This is a genomic window from Marinactinospora rubrisoli, from assembly GCF_042664915.1.
Lineage (GTDB): Bacteria > Actinomycetota > Actinomycetes > Streptosporangiales > Streptosporangiaceae > Marinitenerispora > Marinitenerispora rubrisoli.
Genome location: NZ_JBHTBH010000013.1, coordinates 18690 through 42319, shown reverse-complemented (window position 1 = coordinate 42319; position 23630 = coordinate 18690). Strand labels below are relative to the sequence as shown.

The 23630-nt window shown below is 74.3% G+C and carries 17 protein-coding genes and 1 riboswitch; of the genes, 9 read left to right on the top strand and 8 right to left on the bottom strand.

Going from position 1 to position 23630, the window contains the following annotated elements; genetic code table 11:
- Nucleotides 1–199 precede the first annotated feature (199 nt).
- Nucleotides 200–1279, top strand: coding sequence for a DUF3558 domain-containing protein (locus ACFQRF_RS23140; protein ID WP_379873278.1), 1080 nt, complete (start codon nucleotides 200–202; stop codon nucleotides 1277–1279).
- Nucleotides 1280–1392: 113 nt separating this feature from the next.
- Here ACFQRF_RS23140 and metE read toward each other — a convergent pair whose 3' ends face one another.
- On the bottom strand, nucleotides 1393–3696 hold the full coding sequence (gene metE, locus ACFQRF_RS23135) for a 5-methyltetrahydropteroyltriglutamate--homocysteine S-methyltransferase (protein WP_379873277.1): 2304 nt from the start codon (nucleotides 3694–3696) through the stop codon (nucleotides 1393–1395).
- A gap of 198 nt (nucleotides 3697–3894) precedes the next feature.
- Nucleotides 3895–4127, bottom strand: a riboswitch (cobalamin riboswitch).
- A gap of 445 nt (nucleotides 4128–4572) precedes the next feature.
- Between metE and ACFQRF_RS23130 the strand changes: the two genes are divergently transcribed.
- The 3 genes from ACFQRF_RS23130 to ACFQRF_RS23120 all read left to right on the top strand — a co-directional run bounded on the left by ACFQRF_RS23130 (nucleotide 4573) and on the right by ACFQRF_RS23120 (nucleotide 7539).
- A complete protein-coding gene (locus ACFQRF_RS23130) occupies nucleotides 4573–6156 on the top strand; it encodes a polysaccharide deacetylase family protein (protein ID WP_379873276.1) in 1584 nt (527 codons plus the stop codon).
- A 96-nt stretch (nucleotides 6157–6252) separates the two neighbouring features.
- A complete protein-coding gene (locus ACFQRF_RS23125) occupies nucleotides 6253–6807 on the top strand; it encodes a hypothetical protein (RefSeq protein WP_379873275.1) in 555 nt (184 codons plus the stop codon).
- A gap of 111 nt (nucleotides 6808–6918) precedes the next feature.
- Complete coding sequence (locus ACFQRF_RS23120) at nucleotides 6919–7539, top strand: DUF6461 domain-containing protein (RefSeq protein WP_379873274.1); 621 nt, start codon at nucleotides 6919–6921, stop codon at nucleotides 7537–7539.
- Nucleotides 7540–8529: 990 nt separating this feature from the next.
- Here ACFQRF_RS23120 and ACFQRF_RS23115 read toward each other — a convergent pair.
- From ACFQRF_RS23115 to ACFQRF_RS23100, 4 genes are all read right to left on the bottom strand, one after another.
- Complete coding sequence (locus ACFQRF_RS23115; protein ID WP_379873273.1) at nucleotides 8530–9729, bottom strand: UDP-N-acetylglucosamine--N-acetylmuramyl-(pentapeptide) pyrophosphoryl-undecaprenol N-acetylglucosamine transferase; 1200 nt, start codon at nucleotides 9727–9729, stop codon at nucleotides 8530–8532.
- A 183-nt stretch (nucleotides 9730–9912) separates the two neighbouring features.
- Entirely contained in the window at nucleotides 9913–11061 is a 1149-nt protein-coding gene (locus tag ACFQRF_RS23110) for a quinone-dependent dihydroorotate dehydrogenase (RefSeq protein WP_379873272.1), read from the bottom strand.
- Entirely contained in the window at nucleotides 11058–11978 is a 921-nt protein-coding gene (locus ACFQRF_RS23105; protein WP_379873271.1) for a proteasome assembly chaperone family protein, read from the bottom strand. Before ACFQRF_RS23105 ends, ACFQRF_RS23110 begins: the two co-directional genes overlap by 4 nt.
- 484 nt (nucleotides 11979–12462) lie before the next feature.
- Nucleotides 12463–14235 carry an ABC-ATPase domain-containing protein gene (locus ACFQRF_RS23100; RefSeq protein WP_379873270.1) on the bottom strand — a complete coding sequence of 591 codons (1773 nt, stop codon included), beginning with the start codon at nucleotides 14233–14235 and terminating at the stop codon, nucleotides 12463–12465.
- A gap of 687 nt (nucleotides 14236–14922) precedes the next feature.
- On the opposite strand from ACFQRF_RS23100, the gene ACFQRF_RS23095 reads away from it, so the two are divergent.
- Complete coding sequence (locus tag ACFQRF_RS23095; RefSeq protein ID WP_379873269.1) at nucleotides 14923–15297, top strand: hypothetical protein; 375 nt, start codon at nucleotides 14923–14925, stop codon at nucleotides 15295–15297.
- 441 nt (nucleotides 15298–15738) lie between these two features.
- On the opposite strand, the gene ACFQRF_RS23090 is transcribed toward ACFQRF_RS23095, so the two are convergent.
- Nucleotides 15739–16845 carry an ADP-ribosylglycohydrolase family protein gene (locus ACFQRF_RS23090; protein WP_379873268.1) on the bottom strand — a complete coding sequence of 369 codons (1107 nt, stop codon included), beginning with the start codon at nucleotides 16843–16845 and terminating at the stop codon, nucleotides 15739–15741.
- Between the two features lie 262 nt (nucleotides 16846–17107).
- Between ACFQRF_RS23090 and cas6e the strand changes: the two genes are divergently transcribed.
- Nucleotides 17108–17794 (top strand): type I-E CRISPR-associated protein Cas6/Cse3/CasE, encoded by a 687-nt coding sequence (gene cas6e, locus ACFQRF_RS23085; protein WP_379873267.1) that lies wholly within the window; start codon nucleotides 17108–17110, stop codon nucleotides 17792–17794.
- A gap of 585 nt (nucleotides 17795–18379) precedes the next feature.
- On the opposite strand, the gene ACFQRF_RS23080 is transcribed toward cas6e, so the two are convergent.
- Nucleotides 18380–18850 carry an Lrp/AsnC family transcriptional regulator gene (locus ACFQRF_RS23080; protein WP_379873266.1) on the bottom strand — a complete coding sequence of 157 codons (471 nt, stop codon included), beginning with the start codon at nucleotides 18848–18850 and terminating at the stop codon, nucleotides 18380–18382.
- Nucleotides 18851–18984: 134 nt separating this feature from the next.
- Between ACFQRF_RS23080 and pdhA the strand changes: the two genes are divergently transcribed.
- Genes pdhA through ACFQRF_RS23065 form a run of 3 tightly spaced genes read left to right on the top strand, consistent with a single transcriptional unit; the run spans nucleotide 18985 to nucleotide 22509 of the window.
- Nucleotides 18985–20085: a pyruvate dehydrogenase (acetyl-transferring) E1 component subunit alpha gene (gene pdhA / locus ACFQRF_RS23075; protein WP_379873265.1), complete on the top strand. Its 1101-nt coding sequence runs from the start codon at nucleotides 18985–18987 to the stop codon at nucleotides 20083–20085.
- A gap of 4 nt (nucleotides 20086–20089) precedes the next feature.
- Nucleotides 20090–21145 carry an alpha-ketoacid dehydrogenase subunit beta gene (locus ACFQRF_RS23070; RefSeq protein ID WP_379873264.1) on the top strand — a complete coding sequence of 352 codons (1056 nt, stop codon included), beginning with the start codon at nucleotides 20090–20092 and terminating at the stop codon, nucleotides 21143–21145.
- Nucleotides 21142–22509 carry a dihydrolipoamide acetyltransferase family protein gene (locus tag ACFQRF_RS23065; protein ID WP_379873263.1) on the top strand — a complete coding sequence of 456 codons (1368 nt, stop codon included), beginning with the start codon at nucleotides 21142–21144 and terminating at the stop codon, nucleotides 22507–22509. Before ACFQRF_RS23070 ends, ACFQRF_RS23065 begins: the two co-directional genes overlap by 4 nt.
- A gap of 94 nt (nucleotides 22510–22603) precedes the next feature.
- Here the strand turns inward: ACFQRF_RS23065 and ACFQRF_RS23060 are convergent, their stop codons facing one another.
- On the bottom strand, nucleotides 22604–23503 hold the full coding sequence (locus ACFQRF_RS23060) for a hypothetical protein (protein ID WP_379873262.1): 900 nt from the start codon (nucleotides 23501–23503) through the stop codon (nucleotides 22604–22606).
- Nucleotides 23504–23630: the final 127 nt, after the last annotated feature.

Below are 23630 nucleotides of genomic sequence, written 5' to 3'. Positions count from 1 at the left end.
CCGCGCGGTGAGCGGCCCGGCGGACCCGGTGATCGCCGGGGACGAGCGCGGTCGACGGCACCCCCGGAGCGTCCGAACGCCCCAGGGGGATCGAGTCGGCGACGGCACGCGGGACGGGCCGGACGGCGAACGGGATGGAACCACAAACGCGCCGACGCGCGTCCGACCACTGAGACACGCAGCTGGCGCGAGGGGAGTCATGAGCGACAACGGACCCTACACACAGCCACCGCAGTACCCGCAGGGCGGTGAGGGCAACCCGGGAGGGCAGCCGCCGTCGCCCTACGGTGGTGGATACGGCCAGCCGGGCCCGGGACAGGGCGCGCCCGGCGCCGGCCAGCCGCAGTACCCGAGCGGGCCGTACCAGAACCCCTATGGCGGCGAGTCCGGCACCGGGGGGCAGGCGCCGTACCCCGGCAACCCCTACGGCGGCCAGCCGGGACCGGGCGGTCCGCAGTTCCAGGCGCCCCAGGAACAGCAGATGTTCCAGGGTGGCCAGCCGCCCTACGGCCCGGGCGGCCCGGCGGGTCCGGGCGGGGAGATGCCGGCCTATCCGGCGGCCCCGCGCAAGAGCAACGCCGGCCTGTGGGTCGTGATCGCGGGCGGCGGCGTCATCCTCGTCCTCGTCATCGCGGTGGTGGTGATGCTGCTGCGCGGCGGCGGTGAGGAGACCCCGCCGCCGGTCGCCGACGACGGGTCCCAGCAGCAGGACCAGACCGGCGGCCAGGGCCAGAGCAACGAGGGTACCGACCAGGCCAACGGCGAGCCGCCGTACACGCTGCCCGAGGACCCCTGCACCGCCCTCAGCGAGGAGACGATCAGCGAGCTGGGGCTGACCGACCCCAGCCGCAGCTCCGACGACACCCGCGCCTACTGCACGTGGTCGGTCGAGGACGGCAACAGCTACGGCACCCTCAGCGTCAGCTACGACTACCCCTACGGCGGCTCGGACTCGGTCGAGAGCGCCCAGGAGCTGTTCCAGTCGAACGTGGAGTACGCGACCGACGAGAGCAGCGAGTTCATCGACACCGAGGTCCACGAGAACCAGGACATGAACCTGGGGGACGAGAGCAAGCTGATCTTCGCGACCGAGTCGACCGTCGCGAACTACTCGGTCGGCACGCTGCTCATTCGTGAGGCCAACATCAACATCAGCATCCAGTACCGGATGAGCCCGGACCTGCTGGAGGAGGACGCGCCGGCTCCGCTGGAGTTCTCCGACGTCGAGGAGCTGCTGCCCAGCCTCGGCCGGCAGTCGCTGAACATCGTGGGAAGCTGACCGGCGGCCACCGCCTCCCTCCCCTCCGAGGCGGCGCCGGCCGGCGGTGCGCATGAGACGGGGGCGTACGGATGTCCGTACGCCCCCGTTTCGCGGCTACCGGTCCGGCGCGGCTACCGGCCCGCGTCCAGCTCGGCCCTGATCCGCCGGGCGGCCTCGACCATGTTGCGCAGCGCCGGCTCCACTTCGGCGTACCCTCGGGTCTTCAGGCCGCAGTCGGGGTTGACCCACAGCCGCTCGGGAGGCACGGCCCGCAATGCGGCGCGCAGGCCGGATTCGATCTCGGCCACCGACGGCACCCGGGGCGCGTGGATGTCGTACACGCCCGGCCCGATGCCGCGCGCGTAGCCGGCGGCGGCGAGGTCGTCGACCAGTTCCATCCGCGAGCGCGCCGCCTCGACGCTGGTGACGTCGGCGTCCAGCGCCTCGATCGCGCCGACGATGTCGCCGAACTCCGAGTAGCACATGTGCGAGTGGATCCGGGTACTCGGTGCCGCCCCGGACGTGGCCAGCCGGAACGCGCCGACCGCCCACGCCAGGTACTCGGCGCGCCGCTCCGCCCGCAGCGGCAGCAGCTCGCGCAGCGCCGCCTCGTCGACCTGGACGTGCCGGATGCCGGCCCGTTCCAGGTCGGCGATCTCGTCCCGCAGGGCCAGCGCCACCTGGCGGGCGGTCTCGGCGAGCGGCTGGTCGTCGCGGACGAACGACCAGGCGAGCATGGTGACGGGGCCGGTGAGCATGCCCTTGACCGGCTTGCCGGTGCGGGACTGGGCGTAGGTGATCCAGTCCACGGTCATGGGCGCGGGGCGGTGCACGTCGCCGTACAGGATCGGCGGCCGGACGCAGCGGGACCCGTAGGACTGCACCCAGCCGGCGCGGGTCACGGCGTAGCCGTCGAGCTGTTCGGCGAAGTACTGCACCATGTCGTTGCGCTCGGGTTCGCCGTGCACGAGGACGTCGAGGCCGATGTCCTCCTGCAGCGCGATGACCCGGTCGATCTCGGCGCGCATCCGCCGCTCGTACTCGGCCTGGTCTATGCGCCCGGCCCGCAGGTCGGCGCGGGCGCGGCGCACGTCGTCGGTCTGCGGGAACGAGCCGATCGTGGTGGTGGGCAGCGGCGGCAGGGCGCCGGTGTCCGGGGCGGCGATCCGCCGCCGGGCCGGCTCGGGGCCGAGCGCGTCCAGCCGGGCGCGGACCCGCTGGTCGCGGAAGGCGGCCGGGGTGCGTTCGGCGGTGGCGGCGCGGGCGCGCGCCAGTTCCCCGGCGACCGCGTCGTGGCCGCCGGAGAGCGCCCGCCCGAGCAGCACGACCTCGTCGACCTTCTGCCGGGCGAACGCGAGCCGGTCGCGCAGCAGCGGGTCGAGGCCGGTCTCGGCGGCCAGGTCGATCGGGACGTGCAGTAGCGAGCAGGAGGTGCTGACGACGAGTTCGTCGGCCAGGCCGAGCAGCGAGCCGAGCGTGGACAGCGCGGCCGGGATGTCGGTCCGCCACACGTTCCGGCCGTCGACCACGCCCGCGGCCAGCGTCTTGCCGGGCAGCCCGGACACGGCCGCGAGTTCGGTGACCGACTCCGGGCCGCTGACCAGGTCCAGGCCGACGCCGTCGATGCGGCTGCCGCGCAGGATGTCCAGCGCCTGGCGCCCGACGGAACCGAAGTAGGTCGAGACGAGCAGCCGCGGGCGCTCGGTGAGGTCGCCGAGTCGCGTCACGATCCGCCGCAGCGCCTCGGGCTCGGCCCGGCCCGCGTCGGTGGCGAGGATGGGTTCGTCCAGCTGGACCCACCGGGCGCCGGCGCGGGAGAGCGCGCCCAGGAGTTCGGCGTAGCCCGCGAGGAGGTCGTCGAGCAGGTCCAGGGGACGCCAGCCCTCGGGGGCGCCGTCGGCCGCTTTGGCGAGCAGCAGGAAGGTGAGCGGGCCGAGCAGGACCGGCCGCGTCTCGATGCCGAGCCCCCGGGCCTGGGTGTACTCCGAGAGCGGTTTGCCGCCGGCCAGGTGGAGCCGGGTATCGGGGCCGAGTTCGGGGACCAGGTAGTGGTAGTTGGTGTCGAACCACTTGGTCATCTCCAGCGGCGGCGCGTCGGGCACACCGCGCGCCATGGCGAAGTAGTGCCGGAGTTCCGCCTCCCGGCCGGTCCGCCCGTCGCCGCCGTCGGCCGGCGCGGCGAACCTCGGCGGCACGGCGCCGAAGAGCACCGCGGTGTCCAGGACGTGGTCGTAGTAGGAGAACGTGTTGGAGGGGATGTGGTCGACGCCGGCGTCGCGCAGCGTCTCCCACACGGAACGCCGGAGACGGGCGCCGACGGCGTCGAGCCGGTCGGCGTCGGCGCGTCCCGCCCAGTAGTCCTCGCAGGCGCGCTTGAGCTCGCGGTCGGGGCCGATGCGCGGGTAGCCGTGGACGGCCGTGGAAACGGTGGTCACCGGGCGCCACCGCCCCGGGTGCCGTGGTCGGCCCGAGCGGCCGTGGAGCGGATCATGGTCGGCACAGCTTCTCTCTCCCTCGTCGAACAAGCCGGAGTCCGGGCACGAGGGTTGCCGAGGACGGCGTGGCCTGCCGTCGCGCGGCGCCCGCCGTCGCCCGTGCCCTCCCTCGGGGCCGCGGACCACCGCGGGCGCCGGACGCGTCCGCGGGCGGTGGCAGGTCTTCGGACTCGTGGGCGCGGCGGGGCGGCGCTCGCCGTCCCGTCTCCTACCGGCCGTCGCTTCCCGGGCGCCCTGGTGGGCGCCCAGTGCTGGGTGACGGCTCTCGTTCCCACTCACCGCTGCGGGGCAGTCCCGGATTCGCACCGGGTTCCCTCTTACGACACATGCCGCATCTCGCGACACATGAACCAACCGCGAGTGGGAGTATAGGACCGGCCTGTCGCGGACGTCCTGAAGTGCCGGTCGAAGCCGCGTGCGGATTCGGGGGAATCGGGGGCTCGGCGGCGCGGTTCCGGCGTCCGCCGTTCGCGGCCGTGTCCTGCGGAGACGGGTGGAGAACCCCCTGCGGACCCGGTGTTCACCGAACGCCCGGCACATCCGCATGCCGCCATAAGTCCGTTTTATGGGGAGTGGTAGTGCTTTGACGGATTGTCACCTGTGTGACGTTTCTTGAGGCCGTTATTACGCTATGGAGTTAACTCGTGACTGTTTGCAACCTAATCTCGTTCAAGGGTGGTTGTGACGATTGCGTCTCGTTTGCCGGTACATCCGACCCGAACGCGCCACCTTTCATGTCAAACAGCCGCAATCGAGCACGGACACCCACGAGTGCGAAAGACGTCCTGTCCCTTGAGAGACCCTGGTGAGATCGACATGGCATCCCGCAGACCCGACGCCTCCGGCTTCGCCGCGCCGGGTCTTCCGCTCGCCGGAAGACTCCTGGCCGCGGTGGCCGCGGTCGTCCTGCTGGCCGCCGGGTGCGCGGCGGGGGGCGACCGGGCCGAGCACGCCGGAAGCGAGCAGGAGGACCCACGGCCCAGACCCGAGGGCGAACCGGACCAGCTGACCGTGGTCGACCCGGCGCTGGTGCAGGACCTCGGCGAGCAACGAACGACGGAGAACGACCCCGTCCGCGTCGAGGTGAGTTATCCCACGGTTCCCAACGCCGACCCGTTCACCGAACGGCTCGCCGAGATCGCCGAGCAGGAGGTCGAAGACTTCGCCGCCGCCAACCCGGGCGCGAAGGGCATCTCGATCAGCGGAGCGCTCACCGCCGCGGCGGACGACGTGGTCGGCGTCCGGTTCACCCAGGAGGAGAAGGACTCCGAGGGACCGCGTGCCGGTTATGCCACGTACTGGTACGACGCGCTGAGCGGGCGCACCGCCTTCTCCACCGAGCTCCTGGCCGGGCAGGCCGAGCTGGCGGAGCTGAACACCACCGTTCGAGAGGCCCTGAAGGGCGACGACGATGTCGCTCCCGCGTCACTGCAGCCGATCCTGCGGGTGTACGACTCCATGGGCTTCAACCCCGCCGGCGACCTCGTGGTCGAGTTCGACGCCGGTCAGGTGGCACCGGTGAAATCCGGGCGGATCGTCGCGGTGGTGCCGCGCGAGCAGGCGGACCCGCTGCTCTCCGACTTCGGCCGCCGGGCGCAGGCCGCCGCCACGGTGGTCGAGACCGGCTTCGCCCTCGCCGCGCCGCCGGCACCGGACGACATCCCGGCACCGGAGGCGGTGCCGGGCGTCATACCGGCCTCCGACGATTCGGTGGACTGCTCCAAGCCCGAGTCCAAGTGCCTCGCCCTCACCTTCGACGACGGTCCGGGCGCCCGCACCGCGGAACTGCTCGACGTGCTGCGCGAGAACGATGTGCGCGCGACGTTCTTCCTCACCGGCGGCCCGATCCGCGAGTACGGTCCGATGGTGCGCCGCGAGTACGCCGAGGGCCACGAACTCGCCAACCACACCGTGCACCATCCCGACCTCGCCGCCGCGTCCGCGCAGCAGATCGCCAGCGAGCTGGGCGCCGTCAACGCGCTGATCCGGCGCGAGACCGGTTTCCGGCCGGTCCTGATGCGCCCGCCCTACGGATCCACCAGCGAGGGGGTCCGCACCGTCAGCGGCGAGCACGGCCTCGCCGAAATCCTGTGGAGCGTCGACACCAACGACTGGAAGGACCGCAAGGCGCAGATCGTCGCGGACCGGGCGGTCAAGCACGCCGAGCCGGGGGCGATCATCCTCATGCACGACATCCACTCGACGACGATCGACGCGGTTCCCGACATCATCCGGCGGCTCCGGGAGAAGGGCTACACCCTTGTCACGGTCAGCCAGCTGCTCGGCGCGACGGAGCCCGGGCAGAGCTACCGGCACGCCCACCCGGAGGAGGAGGCCGCGGCCGAGGCGCGCGGGGGCGCCACGCCGTCGCCCGACCCGTCGGCGGCCGCAGGCAACTGACCTGCGGCCCCGCCCGCCGTGGTGTGGCGAAGACGACCTTGCCGGGGACGGCCCGGATTCGGGACCGTCCCCGCAACCCGCGTAGGGTGGGGCGGCGTGGGTGGTAGTACTGACGGCGCTGGCTGGCGGGCGTTCCGGTCACGCCGGGCCCTGGTGGTGATGGGCGTCACCGGCACCGGAGCGGCGAACGTGGCCCGCCTGGTCGCGCGGTCGCTCGCCGCCGCCTACCTGGAGGACGCGGCCGATCCCACGGGCGCCGGCCACGGGGCGCGGATCAGCCGGATCGCCGACTGGCTCGCCGACCAGCGCAGCGGCGGAACGCCCGTCGTCCTGGTCTGCCCCGCCCTGGCCCGCGCCCAGCGCGACGTGCTGCGCCGCGGCGACCCGGGGCTGTACGTGGTGCACCTCTCGGCCGGACGGGAGCTGCTGTCCCGCCGGATCCGGGAGCGGCCCGGGACCGCCCGCGCCTCCCGGCTGCTGGAGTCCCAGCTCGCCCGGCTGGAGCCGCTGCACGACGACGAGGCGGGGGTCGTCATCGACGCCGGCGCCACGCCCACTGAGCTGCTGCGGCGCATCCTGGTGATGGTGGCGTCGCCCGCGCCGCCGGGGATACCCTCCCATCGGGACTCAAACCACCGGGCGGTGTCCTGAACCGGCCCGCTTGTCTCCCCGCACGGCGGGAATCCGGCCAGTGCCGGCACATCGACCCCAGCCGACGGCGCCCCGCCGGCACGACTCACGGATTTGCGAAGGGACGGACCGATGTCCGTGGCGTACGCCCGCGACTACGCGTGGCTGCAGGAAGCCCAGCCCGATCTGGCCGAGGCGTACTGCCTGTCCTATGTCCGCGGTCTCAGCAAGACGGAGGCACTGCGGCGCCTCGGCGCCGACGATCGGGACATGCGCTGCCTGCCGATCGCCGAAGCGGTCGAGGCGGACCTGTGCTCGCAGTTCGCTCCCCCGTGCACCGCCCACGTGCTCAGCCTGGCCGGCTGGGCGCTGGTGATCGAACCGACCGGCTGCCGTGCCGCGCGCCCCGACGTGTACCGCACACTGTCGGCCGAAACCGAGATGGTGTCGGTGCGCGTCGTGATGGAGCACCGCTACGAGTTCCGCTGGGTGATCGACGGCGTCCTGCAGACCTGCTTCGACGCCCGCTCCCCCGAGATCCGCCGCGGCACCCGCCCGGACGCCCTCGTCGAGCACATGACGGCCGTCGGCGTGCTGCCCGCGCCCCCGGAGCCCGGCGACGGCCCCGAGCCGGGAGCGGCCGTCCTGGCCATCGCGGACCGCGTCACGGGCGTCCGGGTCCGCCCGGCGCACCTGACGGGCCCACTGCTGGGCGCGGAGCTGGACCGCGCGGTGCCGCTCGCGACGCGCTGAGCGGCCGCAGGCGGGACCGCGAGCCCGCCGCGATTCCCGGCCGGGCGGCACTCCCGCCGCGCACCGGAACGAGCGTCCCCCTACCTTGACGGGAGTTCGCCGAACCGGCCGCGGGCATGGCGAAGGGCGCCCACGGCCGGCGTGCTGATGACCGGCCGGTACGCCCTTCGCGCCGCGCTCCCGTATGGTCCGGACCGCCATGTCCCGCCTTCGGCCCGGCCGGTGCGAACACGCGGACCCGAACGCCGGTTGTCGCGTCCGGTCCGCAGCTCACCGCCACCGTGTGCGACCGGCCCGGCCGTTCCGACGTGGCACGAGAAGCCGCGGCTGCTGAACGCCCCGACGCGCCGTGCGGCCTCCCCATGACGGTGAACCGCTCCGGCCCGGGCGAGACCGCCGGGCACGGCGCGGACACCTCCCACCGCTCCTTCTGCCGGACCGCCCGGCTCGCGCTCACCACCACGGAGAGCGCCGCATGCGCGGTCTCTCCGGCTCGCCGCAACCTGCCGAAACGAACTCGGCGAACGGCGCACCTGCTCCGCACGCGGCCGTGCGCGCCGCGACCGCTCCCCATTGGCTGCGGCAACGGCTCCGCCGGGACCGGAGTGGAGAGGGCCACGGCAGCCCGGAGCACACGCTCATGCGCCCGGCCCGCCGCGAACCGGCGGCCACCGACCGGCCACCGGTGCACCGCAAATGGCCTGCAGCTCCCGCGTGATCCGCTCCTACCTGCGCAGGCACAGGATCAAGGCGACCATCCCCGAGCCCGCCGACCGGATCGCCGCCCGCAAGCGCAAGGGAAGCCGCGGCGGCCGCCCGCCTGCCTTCGACAAGGCCGATTACCGCCACCGCAACACGGTGGAACGCGGGATCAACCAGCTCAAGCGTGACCGGGCGGTCGCGACCCGCTACGACAAGCTCGCCTCAAGCTACGAGGCCACCGCCCTGATCGCGGTCATCGACGAATGGCTCCGACTTCCCAGACACGCCCTAGCCGACGGGTCCGTTCGCTTCCCCCGTCACCGACAGCAGCAAGTCGACCAGCCGCTCCGCCGCGTCGGGTCTGCCGTGGGCGCGCGCCCGGTCGGCCATGGCCTCGCGGCGGGCCGGGTCCGTCAGGAGCGGGGTGACCGCCGCGCGCAGGGTGTCGGGGGTCACCTCGTCCACGAGCGCGACCGCGGCCCCGGTCTCCTGCAGGTGGCGGGCGTTGTGGGCCTGCTCGTTGCCGGCCGAAGAGGCGAGCGGGATCAGGACGGACGCCTTGCCCAGGGCGGTCAGCTCGGCGATGGTTCCGGCGCCGCTGCGGGAGATGACCACGTCGGCCAGTGCCAGCACATGGGGCAGTTCGCCGCCGACGAACCCGGTCACGTGGTAGCGGCCGGCGATGTCGGCCGGCAGGGACGCGGCCCGCTCGCGCAGGGCGGCCACGTTCGCCTCGCCGCACTGGTGGACGACGTTGGCGTGGCCGAGCAGCCACGGCAGGATCGCCCCGACCGTCTCGTTGATCTGCACCGCGCCCTGTGCGCCGCCGGTGACGTAGACGGTGGGCAGCGCCGGATCGTGGCCGTGGAAGCCCAGCGCGTGGACGGCCTTCTCCGCCACGCCCGTCCGCACCTCCGGGCGCACCGGGTTTCCGGTCACCACCGCCGACGAGCGGGCGGACTCCGGCAGCAGCGGCACGGTGGAGTCCGAGGACACCGCGACCCGCGCCGCGGCCCGCGCGAGCACCCGGTTGGCCAGGCCCAGGCGGACCGTCTGCTCGTGCACCACCAGCGGGCGGCCGCACAGCCACGCGGCCACGCCCACCGGGACCGCGACGTAGCCGCCGGTCGCCAGCACCACGTCCGGCCGGAAGTCCGACACCAGCTCCCGCGCCTGGAGCACGCCGCGCGGCACGTTGGTCATGTCGCGCACGTTCTCGGGCGTGAGCATCTTGACGGGGTTCTTCGCGCGGCGGATCTTGCCGGTCGCGACGGCGGAGAAGGCGATCCCCTCGCTCGCGGCGACGCGCGACTCCAGGCTCCCGGCCGCGCCCACCCAGAGCACGTCGAGCGGCTGCCCACGCGCCGCGAGCCGCGCCCACAGCGTCCGTACGGCGGTGAGGGCGGGGTAGGTGTGGCCGCCCGTTCCGCCGCCCGTCACGATCAGGCGGAAGGCCCGCTCGGCCGCCGCAGGGTCGAGGTCGTTCACAGGCTCCCCATCAGACGAAGGGCGGACGTTCCGCCGCGATGGTAGTCCTTCCGGTACCGCCGGATGGCCACTTTCGCCACAATTAACCCACTTGTCCCATGAGTCCCATCAACAGCACCGCGCGGCCCGCGCCCCAAGCGGGACCCACCTGCGGTCGCGGGTGCGCGGGCCGACGCCCGGCGGTCAGGACGCCGCGCGGTCCTCGGCGACGGCGCTGCCCACCGCGTCGGTGACCGACGCGTATCCGGCGGCGCGGGCGAGGCGGGCGATGCCCCGGTGCATGCGGCGCGGCCAGAGCGGACCGCCGTAGACGAGACCGGTGTATCCCTGCACCAGCGTGGCGCCGGCCCGAATGCGCTCCCAGGCGTCCTCCGGCGTCTCGATTCCGCCGACGGCGACCAGCACCAGGCGGTCGCCCACCCGGGCGCGCAGCCGGGTGAGGACCTCCAGGGCACGGGCCTTCAGCGGTGCGCCGGACAGACCGCCCGCACCGGCCGCGGCCACCTCCTCGGGCGGGGTGACCAGGCCCTCGCGGGCGATGGTGGTGTTCGTCGCGATGATGCCGTGCAGCCCGAGCTCCAGGGCGAGGTCGGCGACGGCGTCGACGTCGGTGTCGGCCAGGTCCGGGGCGATCTTCACCAGCAGCGGCAGGTCCGGACGCCCGGCCTCGTCCAGGGCGGCGCGCACGGCGGTCAGCAGCGGGCGCAGGTGGTGCACGGCCTGCAGGTCGCGCAGGCCGGGAGTATTGGGCGAGCTGACGTTGACGGCCACGTAGTCGGCGACGTCGGCGAGCCGGCGGGCGCTGGCGACGTAGTCCTCGACCGCCTGCTCCTCCGGGACCGCCTTGGTCTTGCCGATGTTGGCGCCGACGACCACGGGCGGGCCGGACCGGCGGCGCCGGCCCCGGGCACGCAGCCGCTCGGCCACGACCGCGGAGCCCTCGTTGTTGAAGCCCATCCGGTTGACGATGGCACGGTCGGCCGTCAGCCGGAACAGCCGCGGGCGGGGGTTGCCGGGCTGCGGCCGTCCGGTAACGGTGCCGATCTCGACGTGGCCGAAGCCCAGGGCCGCGAGGCCGTCCACGAGACGCGCGTTCTTGTCGAACCCGGCGGCCATGCCGAGCGGACCCGCGAACTCGCGGCCGAGCGCGCGCACCCGCAGCTCCGGCTCCCGTGCGCCGAGCAGCCGCGACATGACGGACGCCACACCGGGGACCGCCGTGGCGCCGCGCAGCGCGGCGGCGCTCAGGCCGTGGACGCGCTCGGCGTCGGTGTGCCGCAGAACGGCGTGGAACAGCATCTGGTAGAGCACGGGGCCCGCCGTCCCGGTCATCCCTCCGCCCCGCGATCGCGCTCGGCGAGGAAGCGTTCGAGTTCGGCGCCGAGTTCCTCGGCGGTGGGCAGGGCCGACTCGTCGGCGGCCAGCAGGGGGTCGCCGGCCGGGTTGCCGTGCGAGGCCATGAACTCGTCGTACTGCTGCTCCAGGTTGCGCACGACCCGCTGCACCTCCTCGGACGCCTCGACCTGCTGCTCGATCTCGGTGTCGGTGGCCTGGGCGGCGTCCTCCAGGGGGTGGGTGGACAGCGCGAGCCCGGTGGCCCCGGAGACGAACTCCAGCGCGGTCATGGCGGCGCGCGGGTACTCGGACTGGGCGAGGTAGCTGGGCACGTGCACCGCGAAGCCGATGAAGTCGTGCCCGGCCTGGCCGAGCCGGTACTCCAGCAGATTGACCGCGCTGCCCGGCACCTGGAGTTCGCCGGTCCACGGGGTGTGGTCGGAGATGAGGTCGGTGTTGGTGGCGTGCGCCGTCACCGTGGCCGGACGGGTGTGCGGCACCGCCATGGGGATGCCGTGGAACGCGACCGTGAGGCTCACCGAGAAGCGGTCGATGAGCTGGCGCACGGCGGCGGCGAACAGCTCCCACTCGCGGTCCGGCTCCAGGCCGGCCAGGAGCAGGTAGGGGGTGTCCTCGGCGTCGTGGAGGAGGTGCAGGGTCAGGGCGGGGTCGGCGTAGCCGCTCCAGCTCCGTCCGTCGAAGGTCATGACCGGGCGCCGGGACCGGTAGTCGAGCAGCCGGTCGATGTCGAAGACGGCCACCTCGGTCGCGTCGCCACCGGCGAGGAGGCTCTGGACCGCCTGCCGACCCGCGGCGCCGGCGTCGATGTACCCGTCCAGGTTGACCAGCAGGACGGCCCCGGAGATGTCCGGGACATCAGGGCGCAACTCGTAGAGATCTGCGGGATCTCGCACCTGGAAGGCTCTCCATTCTCACGCGGAGCGATCTCGGGGGCGGCTCGCCGGCCGGAGGGCGGCTCGACGTCCACGGACGCGGCGGGGCGTCCGCCTCGCCCGGAATTCACCCTCAAGAATACCGACCTGCACCGACCCGCCCGCATGGGCGACGTTTCGGCCGCCGACCGGGGTTCTCCGCCGGACCGCCGACGGACGCCGGGGCGCGGGCGCGCGGAGGGCGCGGCTCACTGACGGCGCGTGCCGAACGCCGCCCGGCGGACGCGGGTGGATCGTTGAGCGCTGCGCACGCCGGGCGCGCGTGCCGCCGACCGCGCGCCGCCGGAGCGCGTCCTTCGACGAAGAGAGCGCCCATGCGTACGGGTGCCTCGCCGTGGGCGGGCGCACGTGCCGTGTCCGCGTCCTCGCCGTTCACCGCCCTCGCTGGGCTCCCCCTGGAACCAGCCGCCCGGGCCGCCGGAGCCGCACCCGCCCGCGTCCACCGTCAGTCGCCGTCGGCGGCGGGCCGGGCGGTCCGCCGCAGTACGCGCAGGGTGCGCAGCCGGTTGAGGGCCGCGGCGACCTCGAACCGGCGGGGCAGCGCGTAGTCGCCGGCGTGGCCGCGGCCGATGGCGGTGACCCCGGACTCGGCCACCCGGGCGTCCAGCGCGTCGAGCGCGTCGGCCAGCGTGCGCTCCCCGTCGAGCAGGCCCTCTTCGGCGAGGGTGCGCAGGGCGAGGCCGACGCCGATGACCTGGCTGGGGTCGACGAGCTGGACGAGGCCGCGGACGTCGATGTCGGAGGAGCCGAACGTGAGCACGTCCATATCGCGGCGCTTGACCCGGGGGCGGCCGCGGTCGTGGGCGTCGACCGACCGAGGGTCGACCACGCGGGGAGTGGGCATCCGGAACTCGGCGTCGGTACGGTCGGCGGCCAGCTTCCGGGCGCCGTCGGTGACGTCGTAGGGCCGGTACTCGTCCAGCATGACGACCTGGTCGGCGACATCGAAGTAGTCGCCGCTGCCGCCCATGACCAGCACCGTGGAGACCCCGAACCGCCGGTGCAGCGGACGGACCAGGTCGACGAACGGGGTGAGCGGCTCTCTGTCGCCGTGCACGAGGGCCTGCATCCGCGCGTCGCGGATCATCAGGTTGGTGGCCGTGGTGTCCTCGTCCACGAGCAGGGTGCCGGCGCCCGCCTCCAGGGCCTCGGCGATGTTGGCGGCCTGCGAGGTGGAACCCGAGGCGTTCTCGGTACGGAAGTCAACGGTGTCGGCGCCGGTGGGCAGGTTGCGGACGAACGCGCTGACGTCGGTGCGCTCCACCCTGCGGCCTTCCTCGGCGCGGATCTTCACCGCGTCGGCTCGGGTGACCACGAACTCGCGGCCATCGCCGGGCACGTGGTCGTACACCCCGCGCTCCAGCGCGTGCAGCAGGGTGGACTTGCCGTGGAATCCGCCGCCGACGATGAGCGTGATGCCCTCGGGAACGCCCAGCCCGCTGATCTCGCCGCTGTGCGGCAGCTTGACCGTGACGCGCAGGCTCTCGGGCGACCGGAACGGCACCGCGTCGCCGATCATGGGCAGGTCGCTGACGCCGCTGCGGCGCGGCAGCATCGAGGCATCGGCGACGAAGGCCACCAGGCCGAGCTCGGGCAGCCGGTCGCGCAGCGCGACGGCGTCCTCGACGGTGTCGGCGAACGCGGTGGCCTCGGCGGTGTCCAGGGCGGGCCAGGGCAGCGCCGCCACGAGGCCGGGCAGCCGCTCGCACAGCTCGTGCTCGGCGGCGCGCGCGTCGATGCGGCGGCCGTGGCCGGGCAGGTCGATGCCCAGGCGCAGTTCCACCGCGCCCTCGGCGATCCGGCAGGAGGCGCGTTCGATGACCTCCTGCCCGCCGGCGTCGATGCGCAGCCGCGAGCCCCGCAGCACCCGGTGGGCGTGCCGTGCGAGGTAGTCGGCGGTGGCGCGGCGCCGGACCGGGGTGCGCCAGGCGTCCCCGGGAAGCTCGGCGACGCGGGCGGGAACGCGCACCTCGATGCGGGAGGGCGGCGCGAACGGATCGGCCTGGACCCGCCGCACGGTCAGCGTGAAGTCGCCGAAGTCCCAGTCGCCGACGAGCGCCTTGTACCGGCCGTAGGAGGAACCGGCCATGCGGCGCAGTTCCGCCGCCAGCCGCTCGGCATCGCGGCGCCCGGCGATCTCGGGCTGTTCACGGCGCGGCCCCCGATCGGGGCGCCCGCCTCCGTACCGCCGTCCCCGGCCGCCGTCTCCTGCCGGCATATGTGTGCCCCCTTGTGCTATCGAGCGTGTCGGTTCCCCTCTTTCCGGATGCTACGCGGCCGACCGCGCGGAACGCGGTCGTTGTCCACAGGCCGCGTTCACCTCCTCGCTCCACTCCACCGGCCCCGCAAGAGGGCCTACGGCCAGAAGCGACACCGGCTGCGCTACCTCGGCGGCTCACCGCTCCGTGCTTCCGGTCACGCTCCCCACCTCGCTCGGCTCCACCGGCCCCGCGGCAGGGGCCTACGGCCGGTGGCGGCGCCGGCTGCGCTCGCTCAGCGGCTCACCGTTCCGCACCCCCGGTCACGCTCCCCACCTCGCTCCACTCCACCGGCCCCGCAACAGGGCCTACGGCCAGAGGCGACGCCGGCTGCGCTCACTCGGCGACTCACCGCTCCGCACCCCCGGTCACGCTCCCCACCTCGCTCCACTCCACCGGCCCCGCAACAGGGCCTACGGCCAGAGGCGGCACCGGCTGCGCTCGCTCGGCGGCTCACCGTTCCGTTTCGGCGCGCGGGCGCGCCGTGACCATGGCCCGCCGGGGCGACGCGGGCTACGACGAGAGGCGTGGCCGGAAGTCGCTCCTGGGCGGATGACGGAGCCGCCGCCGCCGCGACAGCCTGGCGGGGAGCGAGCGGCCGGACGGCGACCGGCCGACCGGGACGCCGCGCGGCTGAGGAGACGGCGATGCGCCATCGAACGCCGCCTGTCCGCGACCTGCCAGTGACGGCGCTGGCCCTGACGGCGGCGGGCATCGGCCCGCAGGACCTGGACCGGCTCCCCGGCACGCCGGTGCCGTACGGGCTGTACTACGCCGTGGCGGTGACCATCGTGGTCGCCTTCGTACCGGGCCGGTGGACGGCGCTGCTCGCCACCGGGCCGGGGCTGGTCTTCCTGGTCGAGGCGGTGGCCGGCGGGTCGTGGGCGCACCCGCCGGCGAGACGCCGGTGGCGGCGCTGGGTGCCGCACTGCACCTCGCGGGAGCGACGGCGTCCGCCGTCACGGGCGTGCCGGGCACGGCGTGCGAGGTGGGACGCCACGGGACGCGCGCGGTCCGGGTGACCGCGCCGGCCGCGAAGGCGGATAACACGACGCGGGGGGTGACTCCGCCGGGGTGTTCACCCACGTGTGTCCCATCGGGCCGACCACGGCCGCCGGCCTCGCGCCGTCGATGACCGCCCCTTGCCGCCACGGTCTTCCCCCCCGGGGTAGCGCTGGCGCCAGCGGCTCTTGGGAGGCGACTCATCGTGCAGGCGCCGCACCCCGGTGAAGCGGAGCCGGCGAGCCTCACTCAACGCCACCCCCGGTCCGCGACATGCCGATGGCCGCCCCGGCGCACCGAGCCGGTGGACGGCGCTGCTCGCAACGGGGACCGGGCCCGCGCGCCTGACCGAGGTGACGGCCTTCGGGACACGGCCGAAACTCCCCGCGCGGCGCCCACTGCGGCGCCGGATGCCGCGTGCACCTCGCCGGTGCCGCGACGGCCGCCGCGGCCGGCCCCGCTCAGCCCCCGGGGTAGCGGCGCCGCCAGCGGCCGTCGAGACGCGACTCGTCGTGCAGGCGCTGCGGACTGGTGAACTCGTAGACGAAGTCGTCGGCGAGCACGAGGATGGTGGCGCGCCCCTCGACCTCGAAGGCGAGTTCCGGCGGAACCGCCGGCTCGCCGTGGAGCGCGCCCAGGATGTTCCCGCAGATCGCGCCGGTGGAGTCGCTGTCGCCGGAGTGCGAGACGGCCAGGGCGAGCGCGTTCAGGAACGCGTCCGGGCCCGGTTCGGGGTGCTTGAGCGCCGCGAACACCGCGATGGCCAGCGCCTCCTCGGCGATCCAGCCGCCGCCGAGCTCCTCGACGGTCTCCGCGGTCGCCGGCCGGTCGGCGGCGGCGGCACGGGCATGGCGCAGGGCGCGGGTGGTCTCCTCGTGGTGCTCGTGGGCGGCCAGCTCGGTCATGGCGGCGTCCAGGGCCGCCTCAAGCCCGGCGCCGGCCACGAGCCGAGCGATCAGCACCGCGAGCGCGCCGGAGGCGAGTTTGCCGGTGGGGTGGCCGTGCGTGAGCCCGGCGGCGTCGGCCGCCCACTGGAAGGCCAGCCGGTCGGGCTCTGCGGGTCCGCTGTTGCGCCAGTAGGGCAGCAGGCCGAACGGGGCGCTCCGCATCACGCCGCCGCACCCTTTGGAGTCGTTGGCGGCAGCGGCGCCGAAGTGCGGCGCGTCCCGCCCCAGCGCGCCCATGCAGGTGTTGCCGGGCGCCCGGCGCGCGTACAGCCACCGCTCGTCCTGCAGCCAGCCGCCACCGCGAGCCGGCGGCCCGGCGAGGACCTGGGTGTCGTACCACCGGAAGTAGGCGTGGTGGACCGGTCCCACCGGGTTGAACCCCAGACCGCGGTCCCGGCGCACCCCGGCGCGGATGAGGCCCTCCACGGTCCACAGGGTCATCTGGGTGTCGTCGGTGATCGCGCCGTGGACTCCGCCGGTGAACTCCCGGACTCCGGCGGCGCCGAACCGCTCCCGGATGGCGGCGAGACCGGTGAACTCGACCGGGGCGCCGAGGGCGTCGCCGACCGCCCCGCCCAGCAGGCACCCGCGTACCCGCGACCGATACTCCACAAGGTCCATGAGGTCTCCATCACGTGTCGGCGGCCCGCGGTATGGCCGTACCGTACCGTCGCGCCGGACCGCGCCCGACGGCGGTCCGCCGCCGCCCTGGCCGGTCCCGGCCACACGGGCGGCGCGCACGCGTGTTCCCGGGCCGCGCGCGCCACGGCCGCGCCACGATGGGTCGGGACTCGGAGTATCGTCCCGCGCAGCCGAAGGGCGGCGTGCCGGCCGGAGCCGGGCGGTACGCGGCCGAGGGACCGTGAGGAATCGGGGGTGGATCGTGTATCTGACGCGGGCCTTCATCAATCCGCGCCGCAGGGGCGCGCCGGCCTTCCTCGACGCCCCGCAGAAGGTGCACGCGGCCGTACTCCAGGCGTTCCCCACCGACCCGCCCACGAACGGCGGCGAGGGACCGCGGGTGCTGTGGCGGCTGGACCGCGACGACCCGCGGCGGCCCGTGCTGTGGGTCGTGTCGCCGGACCGGCCGGACCTGCACCACGTGGTGGAGCCGTACGGCTGGCCGGCGGCCGGCACCCCGTTCGAGTCGCGCGAGTACAAGACGCTGCTGGACGAGCTGGCGGACGGGCAGCGCTGGGCGTTCCGCGTCACCCTGAATCCGGCCCGGGCCCGGTTCGCCGAGGAGCGGGGGCGCAGCGTGGTCGCGCCGGTCGTCGACCCCGGCGCGCAGGTGGAGTGGCTGGTCGACCGGACGCCGAAGTGGGGCTTCATCGTGCCCAGGGCCGACGGCGACGGGCCGCAGGGGCGGCCCGCGGTACTGATCCGTGACGCGCGCAAGCTCCGGTTCCGCCGCGGACGCGGGCAGCCGCCGGTGACGCTGCACACCACGATGTTCGAGGGCCTGCTGGAGGTGACCGACGCCGAGCGGCTCCGCCAGACGCTGACGAGCGGGATCGGGCGGGCGCGGGGGTACGGCTGCGGGCTGCTCAGCCTGGGCCGGGCGCGCTGAGGGGCGCGCTCGCGGGCGTTCCGGTCACCGCCGGGGCCTCGGGGCGCTCGGCCGGCCGGTCGCGGCCGACGGCCGGGGGGCCGCTGGCTGCCGGGGAGTCATGGGGGCCATGGGTGTCGTAGGCGTCCGGGGACTCACGGGGGCCGTGGGCGCGTACGGGTGTCGGGCGGTCTCCGCGCACTGCTCCCGGGTGGGCGTGGGAGTGGCGCCGTCGCCCGGGGCAGTGCCGCCGGCCGGAGTGGTCTCCGCACAGGGTTCCGTGGTGGACGGAGCCGGGCCGGTCCGGGCGGGGTCGCCGACCTCGATGGCCGGCCCGCTGGGCTCCTGCCGGGCGTTCGAACAGGCGGCGGCGCCGAACAGCGCCGAGACGCCCAGCGCGGCGCCCAAGCCGCCGCGAAGGAGTGTTCGGCGTCTCACGACGTCGTCATGCTCGGCCATCTCTTCGCACCGATCTCGTCTCGCGCGGGTGGAGGTCGCGGCGCCCGGTCCGGACGGCGACACGTTCGGCGCTGGACGCTACCACCCGGCACCACCCCGGACCGGCCCGGGCGGCGAATGCCCCCGGAAGCGGCACCGAACCGGCCGTCACCTCCCCGTGTCCGCGCCGCGTTCGCCCTCGCCCAGATGCGGTTCGTCGAGGATGAACATCGTCTGGGTGGACCGCACCTCGGGGATGCGCTGCAGGCGCTCCAGGACGAAGGTGCGCAGCGCCGAGGCGTCCGCCACCCGGACGAGCAGCAGCAGGTCCACGTCGCCCGACACCAGTGCCGCGTGGTCCACCTCGGGAATGTCACGCAGATAGTCACGGAACCGTTCCCAGGAATGCTGCTGGATCTTGACGGACACGTAGGCGGCGAGCCCGGTCCCGTACTTCTCCGGGTCGATGACCGCGGTGTACCCGCGGATCACCCCCTCGCCGTGCAACCGGTCGAGGCGCGCATAGGCGTTGGCGCGGGAGATGTGCGTCCGTTCGGCCACGGCGCGGATGGACATGCGGCCGTCGGCGCGCAGCAGCGCGATGATCCGGCGGTCCACGTCGTCGAGATCGACGACCATGTGTCTCACCTCACACCGTTCGCGTCGCGGACCGGGTGGACGTTCGGCGCGCCCTGAGCCGCCCTTGGGGCCATCTGCCCAGGTTTCGCCCGGCGCTATGGACACTATGCGGCAAATCGACACATATTCAAGACATGGAGCGCACCGAGAGCAACGGCCCCGTGACCGTTCCGGCACTTCCCTCCCTGGAGCCGATCCGGCTCGTCGACCGGCACGGCCGGCGCACCGCGGAGCCCGTGGTCCCATCCCCCGACCACGACACGCTCATGGCGCTGCTGCGCGGCATGGTCATCGGGCGGCGCTTCGACCGGCAGGCCAGCGCGCTGGCGCGACAGGGCGGCCTCGCCGTCTACCCCTCCTCCTACGGACAGGAGGCGTGCCAGGTCGCGGGCGCGCTGGCACTGGCGGAACAGGACTGGCTGTTCCCCACCTACCGCGACAGCGTCGCGCTGCTCACCCGCGGCGTCGACCCGATCGAGGTGCTGACGCTGCTGCGCGGCGACTGGCACAGCGGCTACGACCCCCGGCCGCACCGCTGCGCCCCGCAGTGCACCCCGCTGGCCAGCAACGCCTCGCACGCGGTGGGCCTCACCTACGCGGCGCGCCGCAAGGGCGAGGAGACGGCCGCGCTCGTGCTCATGGGCGACGGCGCGACCAGCGAGGGCGACGCGCATGAGGCGTACAACTTCGCCGCCGTCTGGAACGCCCCCGTGGTCTTCCTGGTGCAGAACAACGGGTGGGCCATCAGCGTCCCCGTGGAGAAGCAGACCCGGGCGCCCACGCTCGCGCACAAGGCCGTCGGGTACGGCATGCCCGGCTACCACGTGGACGGCAATGACGCCGCCGCCGTGTACGCGGTGGTCTCCCGCGCGCTGGCCGAGGCGCGGTCCGGTGGCGGGCCGGTGCTCATCGAGGCGCGGACCTACCGGCTCGACCCGCACACCAACTCCGACGCCCCGCAGCGTTACCGCCGGGACGCCGAGGTGGCGTACTGGCGGGACCGCGACCCCGTCAGCCGGCTGGAGGCGCTGCTGCGCGCCGAAGGCGCGGCCGGCGACGCGGACCTGGCCCGCTTCGCCGACGAGGCCGAGCGGGTCGCCGCCGACGTCCGCAAGCGGCTCGCCGAGGCGGACGACCCGGACCCCGAGGACCTGTTCGCGCACGTCTACGCGAGCATCCCGCCCTCACTCGCCCACCAGCGCGCCGACCTGCGCGACGAACTCCGGGAGGGCTGAGGCCATGACCGAGATGTCCATGGCGCGGGCGCTCAACCTCGCGCTGCGGGACGCGCTCGCCGAAGACCCCGACGTCGTCGTCTACGGCGAGGACGTCGGCCCGCTCGGCGGCGTCTTCCGGGTGACGGACGGCCTGACCGCCGAGTTCGGCGAGGACCGCTGCTTCGACTCCCCGCTCGCCGAGTCCGGGATCGTGGGCACCGCCATCGGCATGGCCATGCGCGGCCTGCGCCCGGTGGTCGAGATGCAGTTCGACGCCTTCGGCTACCCCGCCTTCCAGCAGGTGGTCTCACACGTGGCCAAGACCCGCAACCGGACCCGGGGCCGACTGGAGCTGCCGCTGGTCGTTCGCATCCCCTACGGCGGCGGGATCGGCGGCGTCGAGCACCACAGCGACTCCTCCGAGGCCTACTACGCGCACACCCCCGGCCTGCAGGTCGTCACCCCGGCCACTCCGGCCGACGCCTACTCGATGCTGCGCGAGGCGATCGCCTGCCCCGACCCGGTGATCTTCCTGGAGCCCAAGCGCCGTTACTGGAGCAAGGCCGAGGTCGGCACCCCGGTGCGCACCGAGCCCATGGACCGCGCGGTGGTGCGCCGTCCCGGAGCCGACGTGACGCTGATCGCCTACGGCCCGACGGTGCAGACCGCGCTGGACGCCGCCGACGCCGCGCGCGAGGAGGGCTGGGACGTGGAGGTCGTCGACCTGCGCAGCCTCGCCCCGTTCGACGACGCCACCGTCACCGCCTCCGTGCTGAAGACCGGGCGCGCGGTGGTCACCCACGAGGCCGCGACGTTCGCCGGCTACGGCGCGGAGGTGGCGGCCCGGGTCACCGAGCACTGCTTCCACTACCTGGAGGCACCGGTGCTGCGGGTCGGCGGGTTCGACATCCCCTACCCGCCGCCGAAGCTGGAGCATCTGCACCTGCCCGGCGTGGACCGGCTGCTGGACGCCATCAGCCGCCTGCAGTGGGAGGCCGAGTGGGTGCCGCCCACCGGCACCCGAGCGCCGGGGGCGGCCGAGGGCACGCTTCGGCAGCGGACGGGGGTCGGCTCGTGACCGGCCCGTCCGCCGTGCGGGAGTTCCCGCTGCCCGACCTGGGCGAGGGGCTGACCGAAGCGGAGGTGCTCACCTGGCTGGTCGCCGTGGGCGACACCGTGCACGTGGACCAGCCGGTGGCGGAGGTGGAGACCGCCAAGGCGGTGGTCGAGGTTCCCTGCCCCTTCCATGGCACCGTGACCGCGCTGCACGGCGCCCCTGGCGAGACCGTCGCCGTCGGCGCGCCGCTGATCAGTGTCGACACCGCGCCCGCGCGGCCGGCCACGGGGTTCGCCGAGCCGGGCGTGGCGGTGCCGGAGGCCCGCGGTTCGGCGGAGGGCGGCGGGCCCGTGGGCGGGGCCGCGCCGGAAGGGACGGGATCCGGTGCGGTCCTCGTGGGGTACGGCACGGCCGAGGAGCGCCCCCGGCGGTCCCGTGGCGCCCGCCGTGCGCCACGCCCGCCCCGGCCGGGCGCCGGTGCGGCGCCCCGCGGCCGTGTCCCGGTCGTCTCGCCGCTGGTGCGGCGCCTGGCCCGGGAGCATGGGCTCGACGTGGCCGCGATCGCCGGCAGCGGCGAGGGCGGTCTGGTCCTGCGGCGCGACGTGGAGAGCGCGATCGCCGTGGCCGGGGAGCGGGCCACGCCGGCCGGGGCGGCGGCGGACGCCGAGCGCCCGGGCGTCGAGCGAATCCCGCTGCGCGGGGCACGCCGGACGATGGTGGAACGGCTGTCCCGCTCCCGCCGGGAGATCCCCGAGGCGACGGTCTGGGTGGACGCCGACGCCACCGGCCTGCTGCGGCTGCGGTCCGCCCTGAACGAGGCGGCCCCGGACCGCCCGGTGAGCCTGCTGGCGCTGCTGGCGAGGTTCTGCGTGCTGGGGCTGGCCCGGTTCCCGGCGCTGAACTCCCAGGTGGACGCCGACCGCGCGGAGGTGGTCCGGTTCGCCCACGTGAACCTGGGCTTCGCCGCGCAGACACCGCGCGGGCTGCTCGTGCCGGTGGTGCACGACGCCCACCGGATGTCCGCGCGGGAGCTGTCGGCCGAGCTGACCGCGCTGACCGACGCGGCCCGCGCCGGCACGCTGCCCCCCGGACGGCTCACGGGCGGCACCTTCACGGTCAACAACTACGGCGTGTTCGGCGTGGACGGCTCCGCCGCCATCATCAACCACCCGGAGGCGGCGATCCTGGGCATGGGGCGCATCGTGCGGCGCCCGTGGGTCCCGGCGGACGCCCCGGACACCGAGGACGCGGTGCGGGCGCGCCTGGTCACCGAGCTGACGCTGACCTTCGACCACCGGGTCTGCGACGGCGCGGAGGCCGGCGGGTTCCTGCGGTTCGTCGCGGACTGCGTCGAACGCCCGGAACTGCTGCTCGGCGATCTGTGACGGCCTGTGCCGGCCGCCGCAACGAACGCGGACGCGCCCCCGCCGGCGGGCGGGGGCGCGTCCTGTGCGGGTCGACTCCGCGTGAGTCCCGCGATCAGTCCCGCGCGAACGGGTTGATACGGCGCAGGTTCTCCTTGCTGAACAGCTCCCGGGCGTGCGCCGGGCGGTACTGCTGTCCGTAGCGGGCCATGGCCAGGCCGATCGCCTTGCGCTTGGTGACGATCGCGATCGCGAGGAGCACCGGCAGCAGCATCAGGATGGGCAGCGCGCCCGAGGCCATCGGCAGCTCCTGGGCGACGGTGGCCATCTGCGGGGCGTTGGTGCTGGCCGTCGTGCTGCTGAGCAGCGGGGACTCCTGGGCGGGGTTGCCCTGGTCCTTGGCCGTCACCTGCTGCTGGGCGGCCATCTCCTGGAGCCCGTCCTGCTGCTCCTCGATGGCCTGCTGGTCCGCCTCGGCCTCCGGGTCGGTGGCGTCGGTGGCCTGCTGCTCCTCGTCCGTCGACGTGGCGGCCTCGTCCTCTCCGGCGTCGGAGCTCTCCGGAACGAAGGACTCGCACTTCTGCGACGGGTCGTTCATGGGGTGCGGTGCGCCCGGCGTGCCGGGGCCGTCGCCCCATTCGGTGATGTGGTAGGTGACGTTGATGTGACCGAGGTCGGTCCCCTCGACGTACAGCCCGGACTCGTTCCAGGTTCCGCCGACCAGGTCGGCGAACGTCTTGCCGTCCAGGTCGAGCATCACGTTGCAGTTGGAGGACGGATCACCGGGGCCGCGGTCGCCAATGAAGAACTCGCGGGTCTGGCCCTCGTACTCGATGTATCCCTTGGTTCCCAGCGGCCAGCTCGGGCTGGCGAACAGTCCCTCCTGCATGGGCTCTCCCGACGCGGGGGCGCCGGTGTCGCCGTTGATGCCGGACCCGTCGTCCCAGAAGTAGGACGCCTTGGTCTCGCCTTGCAGCAGGACTTCGTCGGTGGCGGGGGCAGTGATTGGGTTCATGAGAGTGAGATCTGTCGGCAACGGAGGGTCGAGCAGAGACGCGACATACCGAACAAAAGGGGCAGGGTTCGGCACGCCGTGGTCCGGGATCACCGCTGTCGAACGGAGTCACCAGGGGCGAAACGCG